Source organism: Paraburkholderia bengalensis (assembly GCF_037126505.1).
Lineage (GTDB): Bacteria > Pseudomonadota > Gammaproteobacteria > Burkholderiales > Burkholderiaceae > Paraburkholderia > Paraburkholderia bengalensis.
In genome coordinates, this window is the sequence record NZ_JACFYJ010000002.1 from 92,464 (window position 1) to 110,955 (window position 18,492).

The following is an 18,492-nucleotide window of genomic DNA, read 5'->3' on the forward strand; positions in this document are numbered from 1 at the left end:
CGTCTACGCGGCGGACGACGAGGCGGACGACACGCTGTCGCATCGAACGGCCCGGGCCCGATCGACCCACACGCTGACGCCACGCGGATCGATATCGAAGCGCACGCTCGCAGGCTCCGACACAGGCGCGAGTGCGCCGTCGCCCGCCACATCGAAGCGCATTCCGCCGACATTCAATACCACGTACGGATCGCCGTGCCGCAGCTCGACGGCATCGACGGCGCCCGATTGCGCGCCGTGCGCCGAGATCGCGATCGACGACGGCGAAACTCGCCACATCACGCGTTCGCCCGCGGGAATCGAGCGATTCGCAGTGGCGATCGACAGTCCCGATGCCGTATCGACGACGCCGTGCTCACGCATCGTTCCTTCGCCCACGTTGTGCAAGCCGAGCAGGGCCGCGACCTGCAATGATGCGGGTTGCCCGAATACCTGATCGACGGTGCCCGACTGCAGCACGCGCCCATGTTCGATGACGAGCACTTCGTCGGCGAGCAGCGCGGCTTCGTCGGGATCATGCGTGACGATCACGGTGACGGCCGAAATCTCGCGCTGCAACGCGCGCAGCGCCTGTTGCAGGCGGCGACGGCGCGGCGTATCGAGCGCCGAAAACGGCTCGTCGAACAGCAGCAGCTGGCTATGCCGCGATAGGGCGCGCGCCAGCGCGACGCGCTGCCGCTGGCCGAACGACAACTGATGCGGCAAACGCGCCGTCAGCGCCGACAGGCCGAGATGCTCGATCCAGTAGCGCGCGCTGGAAGGGTCGGCATCGACGGGGAACGACAACTGCCGCGCGAGCGTCATGTGTGGAAACAGACCGTAATCCTGCGGCATGTAGCCGATATGACGGCGCTCGGGCGGCAGCGCATCGAGCTGCGCGCCGCCGAATCGAACGAAGCCCATCTCGTTGCGTTCGAGGCCCGCAATCAGTTTCAGCGCGAGCGACTTGCCCGAGCCCGACGGCCCGATGATGGCGAGCCGGCGCGTCGAAGGCATCCATTCGATGTCGAGATCGAACGCGCCGAGCTGGCGTCTGAGCGCGATCGCCAGGCGCGGATTGGGCAGGGCAGGGCGTGCCGGCTCGCTCGCGAGGCTGTCGGCCGTATCGCCGTTATCGGCGGCGTTGAACAGGTTCCCGCGCCCGCCGCGCCAGGCGACGGACAGCGCCGCGCACAACACGGCAATCGCGAGCGTCGGCAGCAACAGCGGCATCATCGCGGGCAGCCCCTGGCCGCCGAACACCACATACGTATAGACGGGCAGCGAATACGGATGGTAGGCCACCATCACCGTCGCGCCGAATTCGCCGAACGCGCGCAGCCACGCGAGCACGAGACCCGCGCGGATCGACGGCCAGGCGATGGGCAGCATCACCCGGAAAAAGCGGCTCGCCGCGCGATGGCCGAGCGTGGCCGCGACGTCGTCATAGACGGGATCGACGGAGGCGAACGCCGAGCGCGCCGCGACGATCAGAAAAGGCGCCGCCACGAATGTTTCGGCGAGCACGATGCCCGCGAACGAGTCGGTGAGTGCGCCGTTCGTGAGCTGACCCAGCCAGCTATACGGGCCGAGCAGAAACAGCAGCAGCACGCCGCTCGTGAGCGGCGGCAGCGCGAGCGGCAATTGCACGACGAACCCGAGCAACGCCATGCCGCGCGAGTCCGAGCGCGCGAGCCAATAGCCGAGCGGCACGCCGCCAATCAGTATGGCGAGCGACGCCACGCTCGCGCTGCCCGCCGACACCGCCACGGCCGACCACGTCGCGCGCCAGTCCACGTGCGTCCAGTCCGCCTGTCCGATCTGCGGGATGCTCGCGAGGAACGGCGCGCACAGATAGACGGCGAGCAGACATGCCAGCCACAGAAGCGGACGCGCGGCCGGCCGGGTCATGGCGCGGCGTCGGTCACGGCTTGCACGGAAGGCGGCACCGCCTGCACATTGCCTGTCACGGTGGGCTTGATCACCTCGACGCCATGCTGCTTCAGCAACGCGCGGCCCGTATCGCTCAACAGGAAATCGACGAAGCGCGCAGCGCCCGTCTGGTTGGGGGCGTCGTTGAGAATCGTCAGTGTGTAGCTCGCCTTTGCCTGCAGTTCGCGCGCGGGGCGCAGCGCGGGAATCTTCAGATCCGACGTTTCCGTCGAGTAGAAGAAGCCGGCATCGAGCTGGCCCGACTGCAGACGGCCGACCAGCGTTTCTTCCGGCAGCACCTGCGCGGGATTCTCCGGATCGCCGAGCGTCTTCTCAACGAGATCCGGCTGGTGATACAGCTGCGCCGCCTTCGTCATCATGTCGACGGTGAACGCGCCTTTCGGATCGAGCTTCGGATCGGTGCGCCCGATGCGGATGCCCGGCTCCTGCAGCACCTGATCCCAGCGCTTGCTCTTGAAGTCGGCGGCGAAGCGGCTTTGCGGGTGATAGCCGATCATCAGCGGCGATTCGGCGAAGTTCACATACCAACCCACATGATCGCCATTGGCGGGGCCCATCAGGCCCGCGTTGACCTTCGGGCTCGCGCTGATGAACACGTCGCCGCGCCGCAGTTTGCCCTTGATCTCGTTGGCGATCTTGTTCGAGCCCGCCGCGTAGCCGCTGAAATGCAGGCCCGTTGCCTTTTCGAAAGCGGGACCGACGCTGCGCTCCATCAGATTCACCAGCGATCCTGCGTACAACACGTTGACGGTGCTTTCGTCGGCGCACGCCCCGCCCGCAAATAGAAGGCCGGCCGATACGATCCCCGACAGCAACAGCTTGCGCATCATCACGATGTCCCCGTGCGTTATGAACGCGCATATATTACGACGACATCCTGTCGCGATGCAGTTGGCGAACCACGGCGCTCTGCGCCACGCCGGGCGCCGGCGCAGCAAGCGTCAGTCGGTTGCATTCGCATCCGTCAGCGACGCGCGATCCCAGCCGCCGCCGAGCGCCTTCAGCAACTGCACGCTCGCATCCACACGCCGCGCGTCGATCTGCTGCGTCAACCGCTCGTTGGTGAGCGCGATGGTTTGCGCGGTGACGACGTCCAGATAGCTGACGGCGCCCGCCTGATAGCGGTTGGTCGTCAATTTCAGCGACAACTGCGCCGCCGACGTCGCGCGCTGCTGGCTGTCCGCTTCGCTTGCGAGCGTATTGAGCGTGGACAATTCGTCTTCGACCTGCTGGAACGCGACCAGCACGGTTTGCCGATAATCGGCGACCGCGCCGTCGTATTGCGCGTTGGCGCCCTTCAACGCGGCGGAGCGCCGACCGCCGTCGAACAGCGTGCCCGCTATCTGCGAGCCAAGCGACCAGAACAGGCTGGACGCTGTGAGCCACGGAGCGTAATACGAGCTTTCAAGCCCCACCGCTGCCGACAAGGTCAGATTCGGATAGAACGCCGCGCGCGCCTGGCCGATCTGCGCATTCGCGGCCGCGACGCGCCGCTCCTCGGCCGCAATGTCGGGACGCCGCTCCAGCAATTGCGATGGCACGCCCGTTGGGATCTGCGGCAGCGTGACGGTTTCGACCTTCGGCGGCAAAGAGAACGAAGATGCCGGTTTTCCGATCAGCGTCGCGATTGCATGTTCGAGTTGGGCGCGTTGCACGTCGATGTCGCTGTCCTGCGTGCGCGTGCTTTCGAGTTGCGTCTGCGCTTGCGCGACTGCCGATGCATCGATCGCACCGTCCTTCAGTTGCTGTTGCACGATGCGCAGCGCGGCGGCATAAGCCGTGACGGTGTCGTCGAGCAGCTTCTTTTGCCGGTCGAGCGAGCGCAGATTGAAATAGTCAATGGCGAGATCGGTGGCGACCGACAGACGCACGGATTCGAGATCCGCTTCGCTGGCCTGAGCGTTGTCGCGCGCGTTGACAACGGCGTCCTTCACGCGTCCAAACAGGTCCGGCTCCCAGCTCGCCGCAAGTCCCGCCGAGAAATCGGGCACGGTATGCCCCGCCAGCCCCTTGTGCACCACATTCTGCGACGTGCGAAAGCGTTGCGCCGACGTCCCTGCAGTGACGACGGGCGAATAACCCGAGCGCTGATAGTCGACCATCGCGCGTGCCGCTTCCAGCTGCGCGACGGCTTTGCGCACGGTCTGGTTCGATACATCGACCTGCGCTTCCAGGCGGTTCAGCTCGTCGTCGCCGTAGAGCGTCCACCATGGGCCGCGCGGCTGTGCATCGGCGGGCGCGGCGAGCGTCCAGCCCGCCGACGCCTGCGGCGTGCTGGCGAAGTGATCGGGCACGGCCGTTTGCGGCTGTGTGTAATGCGGCAAGGTGGAACAGGCGCTCAACGCGCCCGCGACGGCGACGACGAGCGCCTTGCGAATCACCGATTTGCGGATATCGAACATGATGGGTCTCGCGTCGCGCTCAGGCGTGCTTCGCCGGTCCGGCGGCCGCGGGCGCTGCCGCCGCTGCTGGCGCCGCCGCCGTCGCGATGCGCACGGTCTCGCCGTTGCTGATCGCATCGCCGGGATTGTTGATCACGCGGTCGGCCGCCGTGAGTCCCGTGGCGACTTCGACATACGTGCCGAAGTCCCGGCCGATGGTCACGGTGCGCAACTGCACCTTGTTGTCGCCGCCGACCACCGCGACGGTCACGCCGTCCGGCCGGAACAGCAGCGCGCTCACGGGCACTTCGAGCGCGGGATGCGCCGTCTGCAGCGCAAGATGAACCTGCGCATACGCGCCCGGCAGCAACGCGCCGTCGCGGTTGTCGACGTCGACTTCGACGCGCAGCGTGCGGCTCACGGGATCGATCGAGTCCGACGTCCGCGCGACCGTCGCATCGAACTTGCGCCCCGGATACTGCTGCGTCGTCAGATAGACCTGCGTGCCTTGCGTGACCGTAGCGGCGTCGTTCTGCGGCACGTCGACATAGACTCGCAGGCGGTCGGTCTGTTCGATGTGAAAGAGCTGCCCCGGGTTGGCCGCGAGGCCGGGCGTGCCGCCCGCCGTCACCAGCGCGCCGACGTTCACGTTGCGCGCGGTGATGACGCCGTCGAACGGCGCCGTCACCTTCTCGTATGACACCAACTCTGTCAGGCGCGCCACGTCGGCCTGCGCCGCCTGCCAGGCCGCGAGCTTCGCCGCGCTGTCGGCTGTCTTCGCGTCGGTGTCCTGCTGCGAGACCGATTGCGTTTGCAGCATCGTCTGCCAGCGCTGCGCCGTGCTGCTGGCGAAGCCGTAGTTGGCCTTCGCGGTCGCTTCGTCGGCGCGTGCCTGACGCAACTGCGCGTCGAGCTCGGGCGTGTCGATGTCGGCAAGCGTCTGTCCCGCCTTGACCTTCGCGCCGATGTCCGCGTACCAGTGCTGGACGTAGCCGCTCGTGCGCGCATAGATCGACGCGTCGGCATAGGGCGTCACGGCGCCCGGCAACAGCAGTTCCTGCGACGCGGGCGCGGGCTTCGGCGTCACGGTTTCGACACTCAGATAACGTTGCGCGTCGACCTGATCTGTCAGCGCCGCGCTTGCGTGCCAACGCGGCACGATGCCGATCGCGAGCAGCGCGGCGGCGACCGCGGCGAGCGCGACGGGCAGCAGATAGCGCCGGCGACGCGGCATGGGCGCGCTGCCGGTTTGCGCGAGATCGGTGCGCGCGAGATCCGTGCGCGTGGACGGTTCGGGAGCCGTCGGCAGAGTGGGCGTGGTCATGGCAGTTCCTTATTCAGCATGTGTGGTCACATCGGCGCGACCGGCTTCGTGTCTGGCGCGGCGCTTCGCGAGCCACGCGTGCACGGCGCCGAACACGACGGGCACGAGCATCAGCGTCGAGACGGTGCCGATGGCCAGCCCGCCGATCACCGCGCGTCCGAGCGGCGCGTTCTGCTCGCCGCCGTCGCCGAGTCCGAGCGCCATCGGCAGCATGCCGATCAGCATCGCCAGCGCTGTCATCAGCACGGGACGGAAGCGGTTGAAGCCGGCGTCGAGCGCGGCCGCGAGCGGCTCCATGCCGCCCGCGAGCGATTCGCGCGCGGTGTTGATGACGAGAATGCTGTTGGCCGTCGCGATGCCGATGCACAGAATCGTGCCCGTCAGCGCAGGGACGCTCAGTGTCGTGTGCGTCGCGAACAGCATCCACGCGATGCCCGCGAGCGAGCCGGGCAAGCCGCTGACGATGATCAGCGGATCGAGCCACGACTGGAAATTCACCACCATCAGCAGATAGACGAGCACGATCGCGAACACGAGCCCCGTGCCGAGCCCGGCGAACGACTGGTTCATCGACTGCACCTGGCCGCGCATCACGATCGACGAGCCGGGCGGCAATTGCGCGCGTGCGGCGTCGACGAGCTTCGTCACGTCGTCAGCGACGCCGCCCAGATCGCGCCCTTGCGTCGACGCGAAAATGTCGAGCACAGGCTGCACGTTGTAGTGCGACACGACGGCCTGCTGCGTGCTGCGCGACATCGTGCCGAGCGTGCCCAACTGGTTCTGCGGATTCGCGCTGACCTGGTTGGCCGCCTGATTGGTCGCCTGATTGGTCGCCGAAGTCGTCGACAACGGAATGTTGGCGAGCGTCTGCAGCGAGTGAATATCGTATTGCGGCACTTCGGCCATCAACGGATAGCTCACGCCGTTCTTCGGATCGAGCCAGAAATTCGGCGTGGTCTGCGAACTGCCCGACAGCGCGATCAGCAGATTCTGCGCGACGTCCTTCTGCATGAGCCCCGCCTGAATGGCCTTCGTGCGATCGACATCGACGTTGATGGTCGGCTCGTCACCGGGCTGCTGGATGCGCGCATCGACGAGCCCGCGCACGCCGCGCATCTGCGCGAGCAGCTTGTCGGCGACGACGCGGTTCTGTGCGAGCTTGTTGCCGACGATCTGCACGTCGATCGGCGCGGGCAGGCCGAAGTTGAGAATCTGGCTGACGATGTCGGCGGGCAGGAACGCGAACGTCACGCCCGGAAACGACTGCGCGAGCACGTTGCGCAACTGCGCGACGTATTGCGCCGTTGGCTTGTGATCGGGTTTCAGCGTGATCAGGATGTCGGCGTCCTCGGGGCCGATCGGGTCCGACGAGTCGTACGTGAGATTGATGCCGCTCACTGGCACGCCGATGTTGTCGAGCACGGCGGCCTGATCCGATTTCGGAATCACGGTGCGGATCTTCGCTTCGACTTCGTCGGTGATGCGCGCCGTCTGCTCGATGCGCGTGCCCGTCGGCGCGCGCAGATGCAGACGGATTTCGCCCGTATCGACGGCGGGGAAGAAGTCGCGTCCTTCGAATGCAATCAACGCGAGCGACGCGAAACACAACACGAGATAAATCGGGATGAAGCGGCGGCGATTGGCAATCGCGCGTTGCAGCACGCCGTGATAGCGGTGGCGCAGCGCCTCGAAGCGTTGTTCGAAGCCGCGTTGAAAGCGCACGAAGAGGGCGAAGGGACCTGATGCGTGTTGAACATTCGCGGAAGGCGCGCGCATCAGATACATCGCGAGCGTCGGAATCAGCGTGCGCGAGAAGAAGTACGACGCGCACATCGCGAACACGACAGCTTCCGCCAACGGCACGAACAGATAGCGCGCGACGCCCGACAACAGGAACATCGGCACGAACACGATGCAGATGGAGAGCGTGGAGACGAAAGTAGGCACGGCGATTTCTCCGGACCCGTTGAGAATAGCGTCGTGTAGGGGCTCGCCTTTTTCCAGATGATGCGTGATGTTTTCGATTGCCACGGTCGCGTCGTCGACAAGGATGCCGACCGCGAGCGCGAGCCCGCCGAGCGTCATGATGTTGATGGTTTGCCCGAGCGCGAACAGCGCGATCAGCGACGTCAGCACGGCAAGCGGAATCGACACCGCGATGATGAGCGTCGCGCGCCAGCTGCCGAGAAACAGCAGGATCATCGCGGCCGTCAGGCACGCGGCGATCAGCGCTTCGCGCACGACGCCCGAAATCGCCGACTTCACGAACACCGATTGATCCGACAGCGGCGTGATGTGCAGCGCGCTCGGCAAGCCGGCGGCGATCTTCGGCAGCATCGACTTGACCTGCTGGATGATGGTGAGCGTCGACGCGCTGCCCGTCTTTTCGATTTGCAGCAGCGCCGCGCGCTTGCCGTCGCTGCGCACGATGTTGGTCTGCGGCGCGTAGCCGTCGATCACATGCGCGACATCGCGCACATACACCACGCTGCCGTTAGCCGTCTTGATGGGCAGGTCGTTGAGCGCGGCCACCGTGCTGGTGCTGCCGTTCATCTCGACGTTGTATTCGCGTGCGCCGATCTTCGCGGTGCCGCCGGGCAGAATCAGATTCTGGGCGTTGACGGCGTTGACCACATCGATCGGTGCAAGGCCTTTTTCCTGCAGCGCTTTCGGGTCGAGCTCGACCATGATCTGACGGATCTTGCCGCCGTACGGCAGCGGCACGGCCGCACCCTGAACCGTGGCGAGCTGCGTGCGGATGAAGCTGTTGCCGAGGTCGTAGAGCGTCTGCTCGGGCAGCGTCTTGCTCGACAGACCCAGTTGCAGCACGGGCACCGTCGAGGCGTTGTACGTGATGATGTTTGGCGGAAGAGTACCTGGTGGCAGCACTTTCAGGATCGACGCGGAGTTCGACGCGGCCTCCGCGATTGCGCGATTGATGTCCGCGCCCGGATGGAAGAACACCTTCACCACAGCCACGCCGTTGAGCGACTGCGATTCGATGTGCTCGATGTCGTCGACATCGGTGGTCAGCGCGCGCTCGTAGTTCGACACGATGCGATGCGCCATGTCCTCGGAGGAGAAGCCGTTATAGGTCCAGACGATGCTGACGACGGGAATGTCGATGTTCGGAAAGATGTCCGTCGGCATGCGCAGGATCGCGAGCGGCCCCACGATAAAGATAAGCACAGCCAATACGATGAAGGTGTAGGGCCGCCGCAGGGCCAGTTTGACGATCCACATGACGTTTCCTTGGACGATGATCTGCCGGAAATGCACGGCGGCGGTGCGCGCTCGGGCATTGCATGGGTCGCAGTGTGACGGCGAGGCCGTTACCTATCGATAACTGGCACATTACAAATCCGACATCTTCGAGCGGCTTCGGGACGGTCGCCGGACACGCACATCGCGCAGATGACGCATTTGTCATGTGAGAGACAGCCTTCGGTCAGTGGTCATTGACCACAATGGTGGCAACCCTTAAGAAGGGTATTGGTGCCGCATTCGCATGCCATCCGGCGCGAATGCGGCGCGGTCCAGGACTCACACGCAGGTGAACCATCATGAAAGCACTGATCCAGGCGGTCGTCGTTTCGTGCGCGCTGGCTGCGCCGGCACTTTCTTTCGCTCAGTCCGAACAGGGCGACGTCACGCGCGCTCAGGTGCGCGACGATCTTCAGCGCGTCGAGCAGGCTGGCTATCGCCCGATCGCGCGCGACGCCAGCTACCCGGATGACATTCAGGCCGCTGAAGCGAAAGTCTCGGCGCAAGACCCGCAGCCGATGACGCATACGGCCGTGGGCGGCGTCGCACCGAACGGCATGATGCAGATGGGGGCGCCGCGCTCGTCGGATGCGTATCCCGAGCCCATCTTCTTCGGCAACTGATTGCACGGCGGCGGGTGTGTGCCGCCCGCCAGCACGTCATCGCATCTGATGCGGCAAGCTGCGCGTCAGACGTTTTCCTCGCTGCATTCGATGCGCGGCCAGACGAGTGCCTCGAATGCGTCGGGCGGCACCGGCTGCGACCACAGGAAGCCTTGCGCGAAGTCGCAGCCGACGGCGGCCAGAAACGCGCGCTGCTCGACAGTTTCCACGCCTTCCGCGATCACCTTCAGGCCGAGCTTGTGCGCGAGCACGACGATTGCCTCGCACAGCGCCTGATTGTCGGCATCGAGCCCCAGGTTCTGGACGAAGGAACGGTCGATCTTCAGATAGTCGATGTCGAAGCGCTTCAGGTACGCCAGCGACGAATAGCCCGTACCGAAGTCGTCGATCGAAATACGGATGCCCGCATCGCGGAACGTCGCCAGCTTTTCGTCGATCTTCAGATCGGCGTGCAGCAGCAGCCCTTCCGTAATCTCGACCGCGATGCTTTGCCCCGGCATGCTCTCGCGAACCAGATACTCGGACCACTGCGTGCATAGCTGCGTGTTCTGCCGGATCTGCACGGGCGACATGTTGACGCTGATCTGGAACGATGGATGGAACCGGCTGCGCCATTGCTTCGCCTGATGCACGGCCTGCCTGAATACCCAGTCGCCGATCGGCACGATGAGTCCCGTGTCTTCCGCCAACGGAATGAACTCGAGCGGGCTGATCGTGCCGCGCTCGGGATGCAGCCAGCGGATCAGCGCTTCGGCCTTGTGGATGTCGCCCGTCGCGAGCTCGACGATTGGCTGGTAATACAGCTCGAACTGTTCGCCGGGCAGCGCGGCGCGCAGATCGCTCGTGAGCCGCAGACGCTTTTCCGCCGCGACCTGCAGATCGGGCGTGAACCAGGCGAAGCGGTTGCGGCCCGCGTTCTTGGCGGCGTACATGGCCTGGTCGGCATTCTTGAACAGGACGTCGAGTTCGCGGGCGTCGTCGGGATACAGCGTCACGCCGACACTCGCCGAAATGAACGCATCGTGCGGCCCGAGCTTGAACGGCTCCGACAGCGCGCCGATGATCGTCTGCGCCACGCGTTCGATGCTTTCCGTGTCGTGCAGATCCGGCAGGATCACGGTGAACTCGTCGCCGCCAAGACGCGCGACGGTATCCGGTTCGCGCACGCACGACGTGATGCGCCGCGCGGCCTCGATCAGCAGCGTGTCGCCGAAATCGTGGCCGAGCGAATCGTTGACCTCCTTGAAGCGGTCCAGATCGATCAGCATCAACGCCATCCGATGCCGGGCGCGTCGCGTGACCTTCGCTTCCTGTTCGAGCCGGTTCTGGAACATTTGCCGGTTCGGCAGCCCCGTCAGCGTGTCGAAATTGGCCTGCCGCCAGATCGCGGCTTCGAAGGCCATCCGGTCCGACAGATCGCGGCCCACGGCCAGCACCGAGTTCACGTTGCCCGACGGATCGACCTCGGGCGTCAGGCGAATGTGCGAGCACTGCTCGACGCCGTCCCTGTTGACCCAGCGCAGTTCGAACTGCCCGCTCTTGCCCGTCTCGATGACCTGGCTGATCTTGCGTTCGTAGATCAGGGCGTTCGCGCCGCCGGGAAGCTCCGAAGGCCGCTTGCCGAGCGCTTCGCCGAGCGTGTGTCCCGCCGACGCGCAGAAAGCCGGGTTTGCATAGGTGCGGCGAAGATCGCGGTCGTAGCGTGTGATCGTGTCCGGCGAATTGTCGATCAAGGTCCGCGATTCCTGCTCGCGGCGCGTCAGCTCCGCCGTCCGCTCGACGACGGTGTGTTCGAGCGACGCGTTGATCTCGTTGATCTTCTGGATCTTTTGCCGGATTGCCGCGCGCATTCTTTCGAAGCGCTGCGCGAGCCGGCCCAGTTCGTCCTGATCGCCCGTTTCGACGTGCGCGTCGGCGAGCGCATCGGCTTCGGCGCCCGCGTCACTGCCCGTATCGTGCATCTTGCGCACGAGTTCGTTGAGCGGCGCCGAAATGCTGTGTGCGATGAAGTACGCGAGAAAGATCGAAAGCAGGAAGCCCGAAATGCCGACCAGCACGATCTGGTTGCGCACGGATTGCGCCTCGGCCGTCAGCCGCTTCTCCGGAATCGTGCTGACGACGAACCACGTGGTGCCGGGAATGCGCGTGTACGCGGCAAAGTAGCCCGTGTGCTCCTTGCCTTCGAAGCTGACGAAACCGTCCGGCTCGCCGTTGCTGTCGTGTGTGATCCCGTCGATGAGGGCCGGCTCGGCGGTGTCGTCGGCGCTCATCGACGCGTAGTCGGAACGCACGATCAGCCGGTTGTTGCTCGCGTCGAGCACATAGACTTCCGTGCCCGAGCCGAGCGCGACGTCGTTGAAGATCGTCGAAAAATACTCCGGGCGGATCACCAGCACAAGACTGCCGAGCCGCCCGTTGTTGCTCTTGCCGATGACGGCGCGCACCATGCCCAGGTTCTGTTGCCCGACACCGTTGTCATAGCTGCCCCAGTAGGGCCGCCCGTTCCGATCGGGCGCCTGCCGCACGAAGCGCATCACGCCGCGCGTGAGTTGTGCGAACGCTTGCGTGTCCATGATCCGGTTGTTGGCGTCGAGCAGGTACTTCTCGTTGACGAAGTCGGCCGAACCGTAGTGATCGAGCAGAAGGCGCGTCATGTCCTGGCGCGCTTCGTTCTGTTCCTTCGCGCTGCCGTTCGCGACTTTCGTGAGCGCCGCCTGAACCTGATCGGACAGCACGAGCAGGCTGCTTTCCGTCTCGATCTGCTCCATGCGCAACCCGACGTTCTTCGACACCTGCCTGACCACTTCCTTCGAGAAGATGCGGGCCTTTTCCTTGATGGCCGCCGTCGACTCTGCGTACGAGATGTAGCCTGAAATGAGCACGGGCAGCAGCGACAGCAGGATGAACGCAGTCATCAGCCGGTAGCGGATTTCGACCCGGCGCAGCAGATCCTGCGAGAAAAAGTCGAAAGCCCGTCGCAGTGAACCGATGATCGCGTTCATTTGTAATGCATCTTCGCTTCATGCTTGACGGACGCATCGAGCAGGGTGGCAGCCTGTCTGGGCGTGATCCTGTTCAACAGCACGTCCTGCATCAAACGGTGCAGCCGCTCGATGGAGTTGGAGGGAAGCTCCGAATAGTACGGACTCGCCGTGACGGGATAACGACTCACTTCGTTCGTATAGGCGACGATCTGCGGGTCGCCCGCGATCGCTTGAGCGCCCGGCCTGAACGGCGAAATGTTCTGCCGCTTGCGCTGCACGATCGCGAAGCCCTTGCCCGTCATGAACTCGACAAAGCGCAGCGCGGCCGCCTTGTTGGGTGTTTCGCACACGGCAAAACCCGTCTCGCTGCCGATCACGGGCACCACGCGCTTGCCGGGGGCATTCCACGGCGGAATGAACACACCCGCCTCGAAGGGGTTGCCGTGCAGCAGCAGACCGGCGGCCCAACTGCCGTGGAACGCCATCGCGACCTTGCCTTCCTTGAACAGGCGGATGCCGCCGTCGTAGTCGGTCGCCATGAATCCATCCTGCACGTAGCCGCGCCGCGCGATCAGCGACAGCTTCGCGAAGATGTCGGCGGCTTGCGGCGTGTCCAGATCCAGCGTGCCGTCTTCCATTTTCTTTTTCCAGTCCGGCTCGCGCGCGACCACGTTGTTGGCGAAGCCGAAACTGAACGGGCCGTTGCCCAGCATGTTCGGAAAGCCGCCGTTCCACATGATCGGCGTGAAACCCGCGCGCCTGAGCTGTTCGCACACGGCAAGGAACTCGGGGAAACTGGTCGGCAGCGTCTTGACGCCGGCCTTCGCGAACATGTCCTTGTTGTAGTACATCAGCACCGTCGCCACGCCGCCGGAAATGCCGAAGGCCTTGCCCTGGCGGCTGGTCCAGTCGCCCTTGAGCGGGTCGAGCATGTTGCTCCACGCCGTGGTGTGGCTGACGGCGGCCAACACGCCCTGATCGGCGAGTGCGGCGGCGTAGGCATTCGGATTGACGCTGACGACATCGGGCAGGTTGCCCGACGCGATACGCGGCTTGATGTTTTCCTCGACCGAATTGCCGACCATGAATTGCACGTTCACGCCGATGTCGGGGTTGAGCTTGCTGAATTCGGCTGCGATCTGCAGCATTTCTTCCGGCCAGTCCGGCGCCCAGATCAGCGCGGTGATGGTGGTCCGGGTCGGTACGGTTGCGCTTGACGAGGGGGAGCCTTTCCGATGGCAACCATACAACGACAAAAACAGCGAAGTCACGAGGCCACAGAGCAGGGCGGCAAACGCAATTCGGCGCACTTGGGAACCACTATGAGTTTCGGATCGGATCGGCCGGGGCAACGCGGAGCGCGGTCGATCTGCACGCGCAAACGCTTGCGGCAGGGTTGCGGCGGATCGAACGCGTACCAGGGCGTGACGGCGGCAAGAAGAAGCGGACGGGCAGTGCCTCTACTGCATATCGGCAACGGCTCCGATTACTTGAGCGCGGCGGCCCGTCGATATTCGCGCGAGCCCGGTGCCGCGACAGGCGGTGAGAGAAATGGGTGCGATGAACCAGGTCGTCGGCGCATCGCGTGTTGCAATCGATGCGCCGGCGGCCGTGCTGTTTGATGCTATCTATTCGCCATTTACATCGAGAGCGCGCGGGCAGCCTCATCGATGAGACCAGCGACCTCGACGGGACGCGACGCTAATGACGCGTGACTCGATGCGAGCGTGATGACTTTTTTCGCCTGAAGCCTTGCTGACATCATCTGTTGATTGGCCGGCGAGATCATCCCGTCTTCGCTCGAGATCTGATACCACGATGGCTTGTGTTTCCACGCGGGCGACGTGACGGTATCGCCGAACGTCTTTATCAGCGGTGCCTTCTGCGTCACGGCCATGACCAGTGCTTCGTCCGATGTCAGATCCTGGCAGAAGCTCTCGTGGAACTTCTCTCGTTTGATCCACAGATAACCATCGTTGTCGGGAGTCAGATTCTCCGCGGCGACGGGCGGGTTCTGCTGGGTGATCGCGCCCGGGCTTTCGCCTGAATCGGGTGCAAATGCGGCGATATAAACCAGACCAGCGACGTTGTCGCCATGGCCGGCTTCCGTTATCACGGCACCGCCGTAGGAATGACCGACCAGCAGCACGGGACCATCGATCTGCGCAACCATCTGCCGTGTGCGTGCTGCGTCGTCGGCGAGCGACGTCAACGGGAGCTCGACGGCATGTAGATCGGTATAGCCCTTGCGCGACAACTCGACGATCACCTTGCTCCAGTGCGCTGCTCCTCCCCAAAATCCATGGACGAATACGATTGCTGGTTTGACGCTCACGATTTGCCTCCAGTGCATACATGCGACGTTAAGTTCCGGTGCGAATCGGGTTGACGGCTGGCTATCGCACCGGGCCAACAGCGACTGATATCTGAGGTTGCTGAATGCGCCGGCGTCGGGCGTTCGCTGCATTCACTATCGCGATCGACGCTGACAAACCGGCAGGACGCTACCAGCGATAGTCAAAGCCGGCGCTGCCCGCATGTGAGGTGCTACGGCCACCGAACTCGCCGTCGTAGCGGACTCGCAGATGCGTGCTTCGACCCAGCGAGACACTCGCGCCCAATTCGATCTGCGCGGCATCGCGCGCGAGGCCGCTGCCGTGGACCGTAAAGCCCGTGTTCGGCGCGCCGGAGAAGCTCGCGTCGATCGTCCGCGTGAGCGCGCCGTATTCGTGCGCCCACGCCGCGGTGGCGTCCACGCGCCATTGATGTCCCAACCAGTCGATCGCGCGACGCCACTGCGCGCCGAGCAGAGACCGCACGGCACTGCCCGACGGCGACTGCACCGCCAGATTCACGGAATCTGCGCCCGTCTCGGTGATTGCTGGCAAGACAACGTACTGCGCTTCCAGACCGATAAACGGCGACACCACGCCAACGGGACCGGCATCGAGGTCGACGCCCGTTTGCAGCGACGCGAAATACTGGTTCCCGTCCACCTTGCCTTGGGCCGTGCGCGACGGGATGGTGAAGGTGATGTCGCGCTTCATTTGATCGTCGTTGCGTCCGTAGCCCAGCGCGCCCTGCAACCAATACCGTCCCGGCGCATAGCTGCCGTACAGCGCGATCTGATAACTGTCGAACTGTCCGTGTACGGGCAACGTGTCGGTGGACGTATTGCCGTGGATGTAGCTGAGCGCCGCGCCGAGCGTAACCGGCCCCGCGACACGATAATCGATGCCAGCGATCGCACCGGCGAGATCGATCTGCTGCGTGAGCCACGTGTCGTATCCGCCGTTGCTGCCTGTTTTGCCGAGCAGCGCTGCCCACGAGCAGATGCGTGTGTCGCCATCCGCCGGGAACTGCGTGGACCGGGCGGCGGGCGTCGTGGACTTCGTGCATGAACTGCTGCGCGCGTCGGCGAGGCGCGCCTGAATGGCATCCGTCGTTTGACGCGACGCTGCGACGTGGGCGCTGAGCAGCGCCGCATACGACTCCGCGCCCAGCTGGTCGAGCGCGGCGTAGGCCGCCGGACCTTCGATACTGACAAGATCGGCGGCGACGCTCAGGAAATCGCGGCTGGGTGGCGTGCCCGAGCCGATCGCCGCGATACCGTGATCCAGCGCGCCTTCTACGGCAAGCTCATTCGGGGTGCCGCCCGCGTGCAGAAAATCGCGTTGCACGACGAGGTACGCGTGATCGGCATCGTACGCAAGCGACGGTTGGACAAACGGGCTGAGCGTCGAGACACCGGCGAACGTGCCGCTCACGCCTGCCGACGCCGCGACGATCGTGTAGATATCGGTGCGGTTGAACGACGTCGTTCGGAGACGGGCGAGTACTGTCCCGCCCTGTAATGTCGCCGGGCCTGTGATGTCGACGAGATCGTTGCCCGTGGGCAGCACATCGACCACGTAGCGGCTTCCCGCAGCCTGCGCAAAAGAACCGGCGACGTGCAACGTACCGACCGCGAGCGCCGGCAGTGCGGACACGGCCGTTCCCAACGGCGCGGCAACGGCATTGCCCGGAGCGATTGCGCCTTGCACGACGAGTGCGCCCTCGACGGTTCCCGTTCCGGCAATCGCTGCAGCCGGCGCAACCGCGGTGGCTGTACTGCCCAACGTGCCATTCACGCGCAGCGTGCCCGTGTCGACCGTTGCATTGCCGACCGAGGCATCGCCTGCCAGCGACCAGTCAGTGCCGCGCATCGCAAGCGACGCGAACCCGTACAGGCGGCTTGCGAGACTGCCCGTGCCTTGCAACACCAGCGCATTCCCAAGGCCATTGCCGCCGTCGAGGTCGCCTGTCACATTGCTGCCGCTGACGAGCGTCAGCGCGTCGTCCGAACCTGTGAAGCGGACGGCGGCGTCGCGGCCCATCAGGTTCCCTGCGTTCAGGATCACGACATGGGAGCCGGCGAGCACGGCGACGCCCTGTTCGCTGGAAATCGCCGCGCCGGCCTGGTTGACAACGCTCACACGGCCATTCGCCGTATCGAGGCTGATGGCGGGCGAGCCCGCGCCGACCGCGCTGATGGAACCCGCATTGACGATGCTGCTGCCGCCGCCTTGCACGGTGAGCGTGGCAGTGTCGCTGGCATGGCCGTCGATGGTGCCGCCATTCACGATTCGGCTTGCCGCTCCGAGCGAGATCGCGCTTCCTGTTTGTGCGTGCACGGCGCCGCCGCTCGCGATTTCGACATCGATACGGGTGGCCTGCGGGACGGCGGTGATACCGCCCGACAACTGCCCCGCGACGATCAGATTGCCTCCCGCAATCTGCCACGCCTGATTGACGCTGCTTACGCCCGTCAGCGTCCAGGTGCCGACGTCCTGCTTCGCGAGCATGTCGAAGTTGCGGTATTGCGCATTGGCGCCGATCGAAGACAGGTCGAAGGTACCCGCCGTCGTGCCGCCGAGAATCAGCGCGTTGGCGCCGCCCGCGTCGTGCGCCCCGCCGTCCACGATCCCCAAGATGGACGACGTGCCCGTGATGAGCAATGTGTCGTCGTGCGGACCGAACAGGATCGCTGTCCCGCTATCGCCGCCCATAATCGTGCCGCTATTGACGACGAGACCGCCCATGCTGCTGGTGCCCGTCGTCAGGTCAATTGCGGCCTTGCTGCCGGATGCGATGAGGCCAGCGTTTATGACCGTTGTCGCGGGCGCGGAAAGGATGGCCGATGCGGAACCCGCGATGCGGCCGGTTGACAGATTGGTGATGGCGCCGCCGTCGGGCATGTGGATCGCTGCCTGCGTGTTGGCGAGGCCGACGACGTCTCCCGCGATATCGCCTGCGTTGACGACCGTGCTCGTCGAGCCGCGCACGAAGACGCCGTCCAGCTTCCCGGCGATGACCGCGCCGACGTGATTGGTGACGTCGGCGCCGCCGAAGAGTGCGACTGCCGTGGTGATGGGACTGATGAACTGTCCATTGTTGACCACGGTGGCGTGCTGGCTGAACTGGAGCGCCCAGTATCCGCCCGCGACGGTGCCGTTATTGGTCAGCATCCACCCGGAACCCGCTACGCTGTCGATTGCGGTGACGCCTGTCGCTCGCGTATCGATGATTGCGCCAAGCACCACCACATAGGGATTGCCGCCCGAGGTCAGCACATAGCCGGTCTGTGAGCTTGTCAGATCGGTAGCGCCTGCCTGCTGGATGACGCCGCAGACGATCACGACGAGCATCATCATGGCGTGAACGCGAGACAGTTCGCATACCTGAGAAGCTCGAAAATTCCCGGCTGCACTATATGTGGTTCGTGCTTTCGTCGAGCGCATGGCACATTCGGAAAGGACTGCCAATCGAGGCCCCTTTTGGGGACGGGGTGAAGCGCGGTAGATGGGTCTAGAGGTACGTCTAATATCTGAAGCGATGCTTTGGGTCAAGGGGGCGGGTCCGATGTGGCAGGCAGGGCCACGTGCTGGACTTTAAATCGACCACGGGAAAACGTGGAATGATGCTTTCGACGGGCGGTTGCGAGG

General features: G+C 64.7%; 10 protein-coding genes. 1 reads left to right on the forward strand and 9 read right to left on the reverse strand.

Annotated elements, in window-relative coordinates; translation table 11 throughout:
* Nucleotides 1-3 precede the first annotated feature (3 nt).
* The 5 genes from H3V53_RS02025 to H3V53_RS02045 all read right to left on the reverse strand — a co-directional run bounded on the left by H3V53_RS02025 (nt 4) and on the right by H3V53_RS02045 (nt 8,880).
* On the reverse strand, nt 4-1,890 hold the full coding sequence (locus tag H3V53_RS02025; protein WP_336596482.1) for an ATP-binding cassette domain-containing protein: 1,887 nt from the start codon (nt 1,888-1,890) through the stop codon (nt 4-6).
* Entirely contained in the window at nt 1,887-2,762 is an 876-nt protein-coding gene (locus H3V53_RS02030) for an extracellular solute-binding protein (protein ID WP_336596483.1), read from the reverse strand. Before H3V53_RS02030 ends, H3V53_RS02025 begins: the two co-directional genes overlap by 4 nt.
* 111 nt (nt 2,763-2,873) lie before the next feature.
* Nucleotides 2,874-4,334, reverse strand: a complete 1,461-nt coding sequence (locus H3V53_RS02035) for an efflux transporter outer membrane subunit (RefSeq protein ID WP_336596484.1) — start codon at nt 4,332-4,334, stop codon at nt 2,874-2,876.
* A 19-nt stretch (nt 4,335-4,353) separates the two neighbouring features.
* The gene (locus H3V53_RS02040) at nt 4,354-5,637 is read right to left on the reverse strand and encodes an efflux RND transporter periplasmic adaptor subunit (RefSeq protein ID WP_336596485.1); all 1,284 of its coding nucleotides are present in this window, start codon (nt 5,635-5,637) and stop codon (nt 4,354-4,356) included.
* 9 nt (nt 5,638-5,646) lie between these two features.
* The gene (locus H3V53_RS02045) at nt 5,647-8,880 is read right to left on the reverse strand and encodes an efflux RND transporter permease subunit (protein WP_336596486.1); all 3,234 of its coding nucleotides are present in this window, start codon (nt 8,878-8,880) and stop codon (nt 5,647-5,649) included.
* A 320-nt stretch (nt 8,881-9,200) separates the two neighbouring features.
* Here H3V53_RS02045 and H3V53_RS02050 point away from each other — a divergent pair, with 320 nt between their 5' ends.
* Nucleotides 9,201-9,524: a DUF4148 domain-containing protein gene (locus H3V53_RS02050; protein ID WP_336596487.1), complete on the forward strand. Its 324-nt coding sequence runs from the start codon at nt 9,201-9,203 to the stop codon at nt 9,522-9,524.
* A 65-nt stretch (nt 9,525-9,589) separates the two neighbouring features.
* Here the strand turns inward: H3V53_RS02050 and H3V53_RS02055 are convergent, their stop codons facing one another.
* From H3V53_RS02055 to H3V53_RS02070, 4 genes are all read right to left on the reverse strand, one after another.
* Nucleotides 9,590-12,526 carry a bifunctional diguanylate cyclase/phosphodiesterase gene (locus H3V53_RS02055; protein ID WP_336596488.1) on the reverse strand — a complete coding sequence of 979 codons (2,937 nt, stop codon included), beginning with the start codon at nt 12,524-12,526 and terminating at the stop codon, nt 9,590-9,592.
* The gene (locus H3V53_RS02060; RefSeq protein ID WP_419539401.1) at nt 12,523-13,764 is read right to left on the reverse strand and encodes an ABC transporter substrate-binding protein; all 1,242 of its coding nucleotides are present in this window, start codon (nt 13,762-13,764) and stop codon (nt 12,523-12,525) included. The genes H3V53_RS02055 and H3V53_RS02060 overlap by 4 nt, the downstream gene beginning before the upstream one ends.
* Nucleotides 13,765-14,147: 383 nt before the next feature.
* Nucleotides 14,148-14,843 (reverse strand): alpha/beta hydrolase, encoded by a 696-nt coding sequence (locus tag H3V53_RS02065; protein ID WP_336596489.1) that lies wholly within the window; start codon nt 14,841-14,843, stop codon nt 14,148-14,150.
* Nucleotides 14,844-15,012: 169 nt separating this feature from the next.
* On the reverse strand, nt 15,013-18,201 hold the full coding sequence (locus tag H3V53_RS02070; RefSeq protein WP_336596490.1) for an autotransporter outer membrane beta-barrel domain-containing protein: 3,189 nt from the start codon (nt 18,199-18,201) through the stop codon (nt 15,013-15,015).
* Nucleotides 18,202-18,492 lie beyond the last annotated feature (291 nt).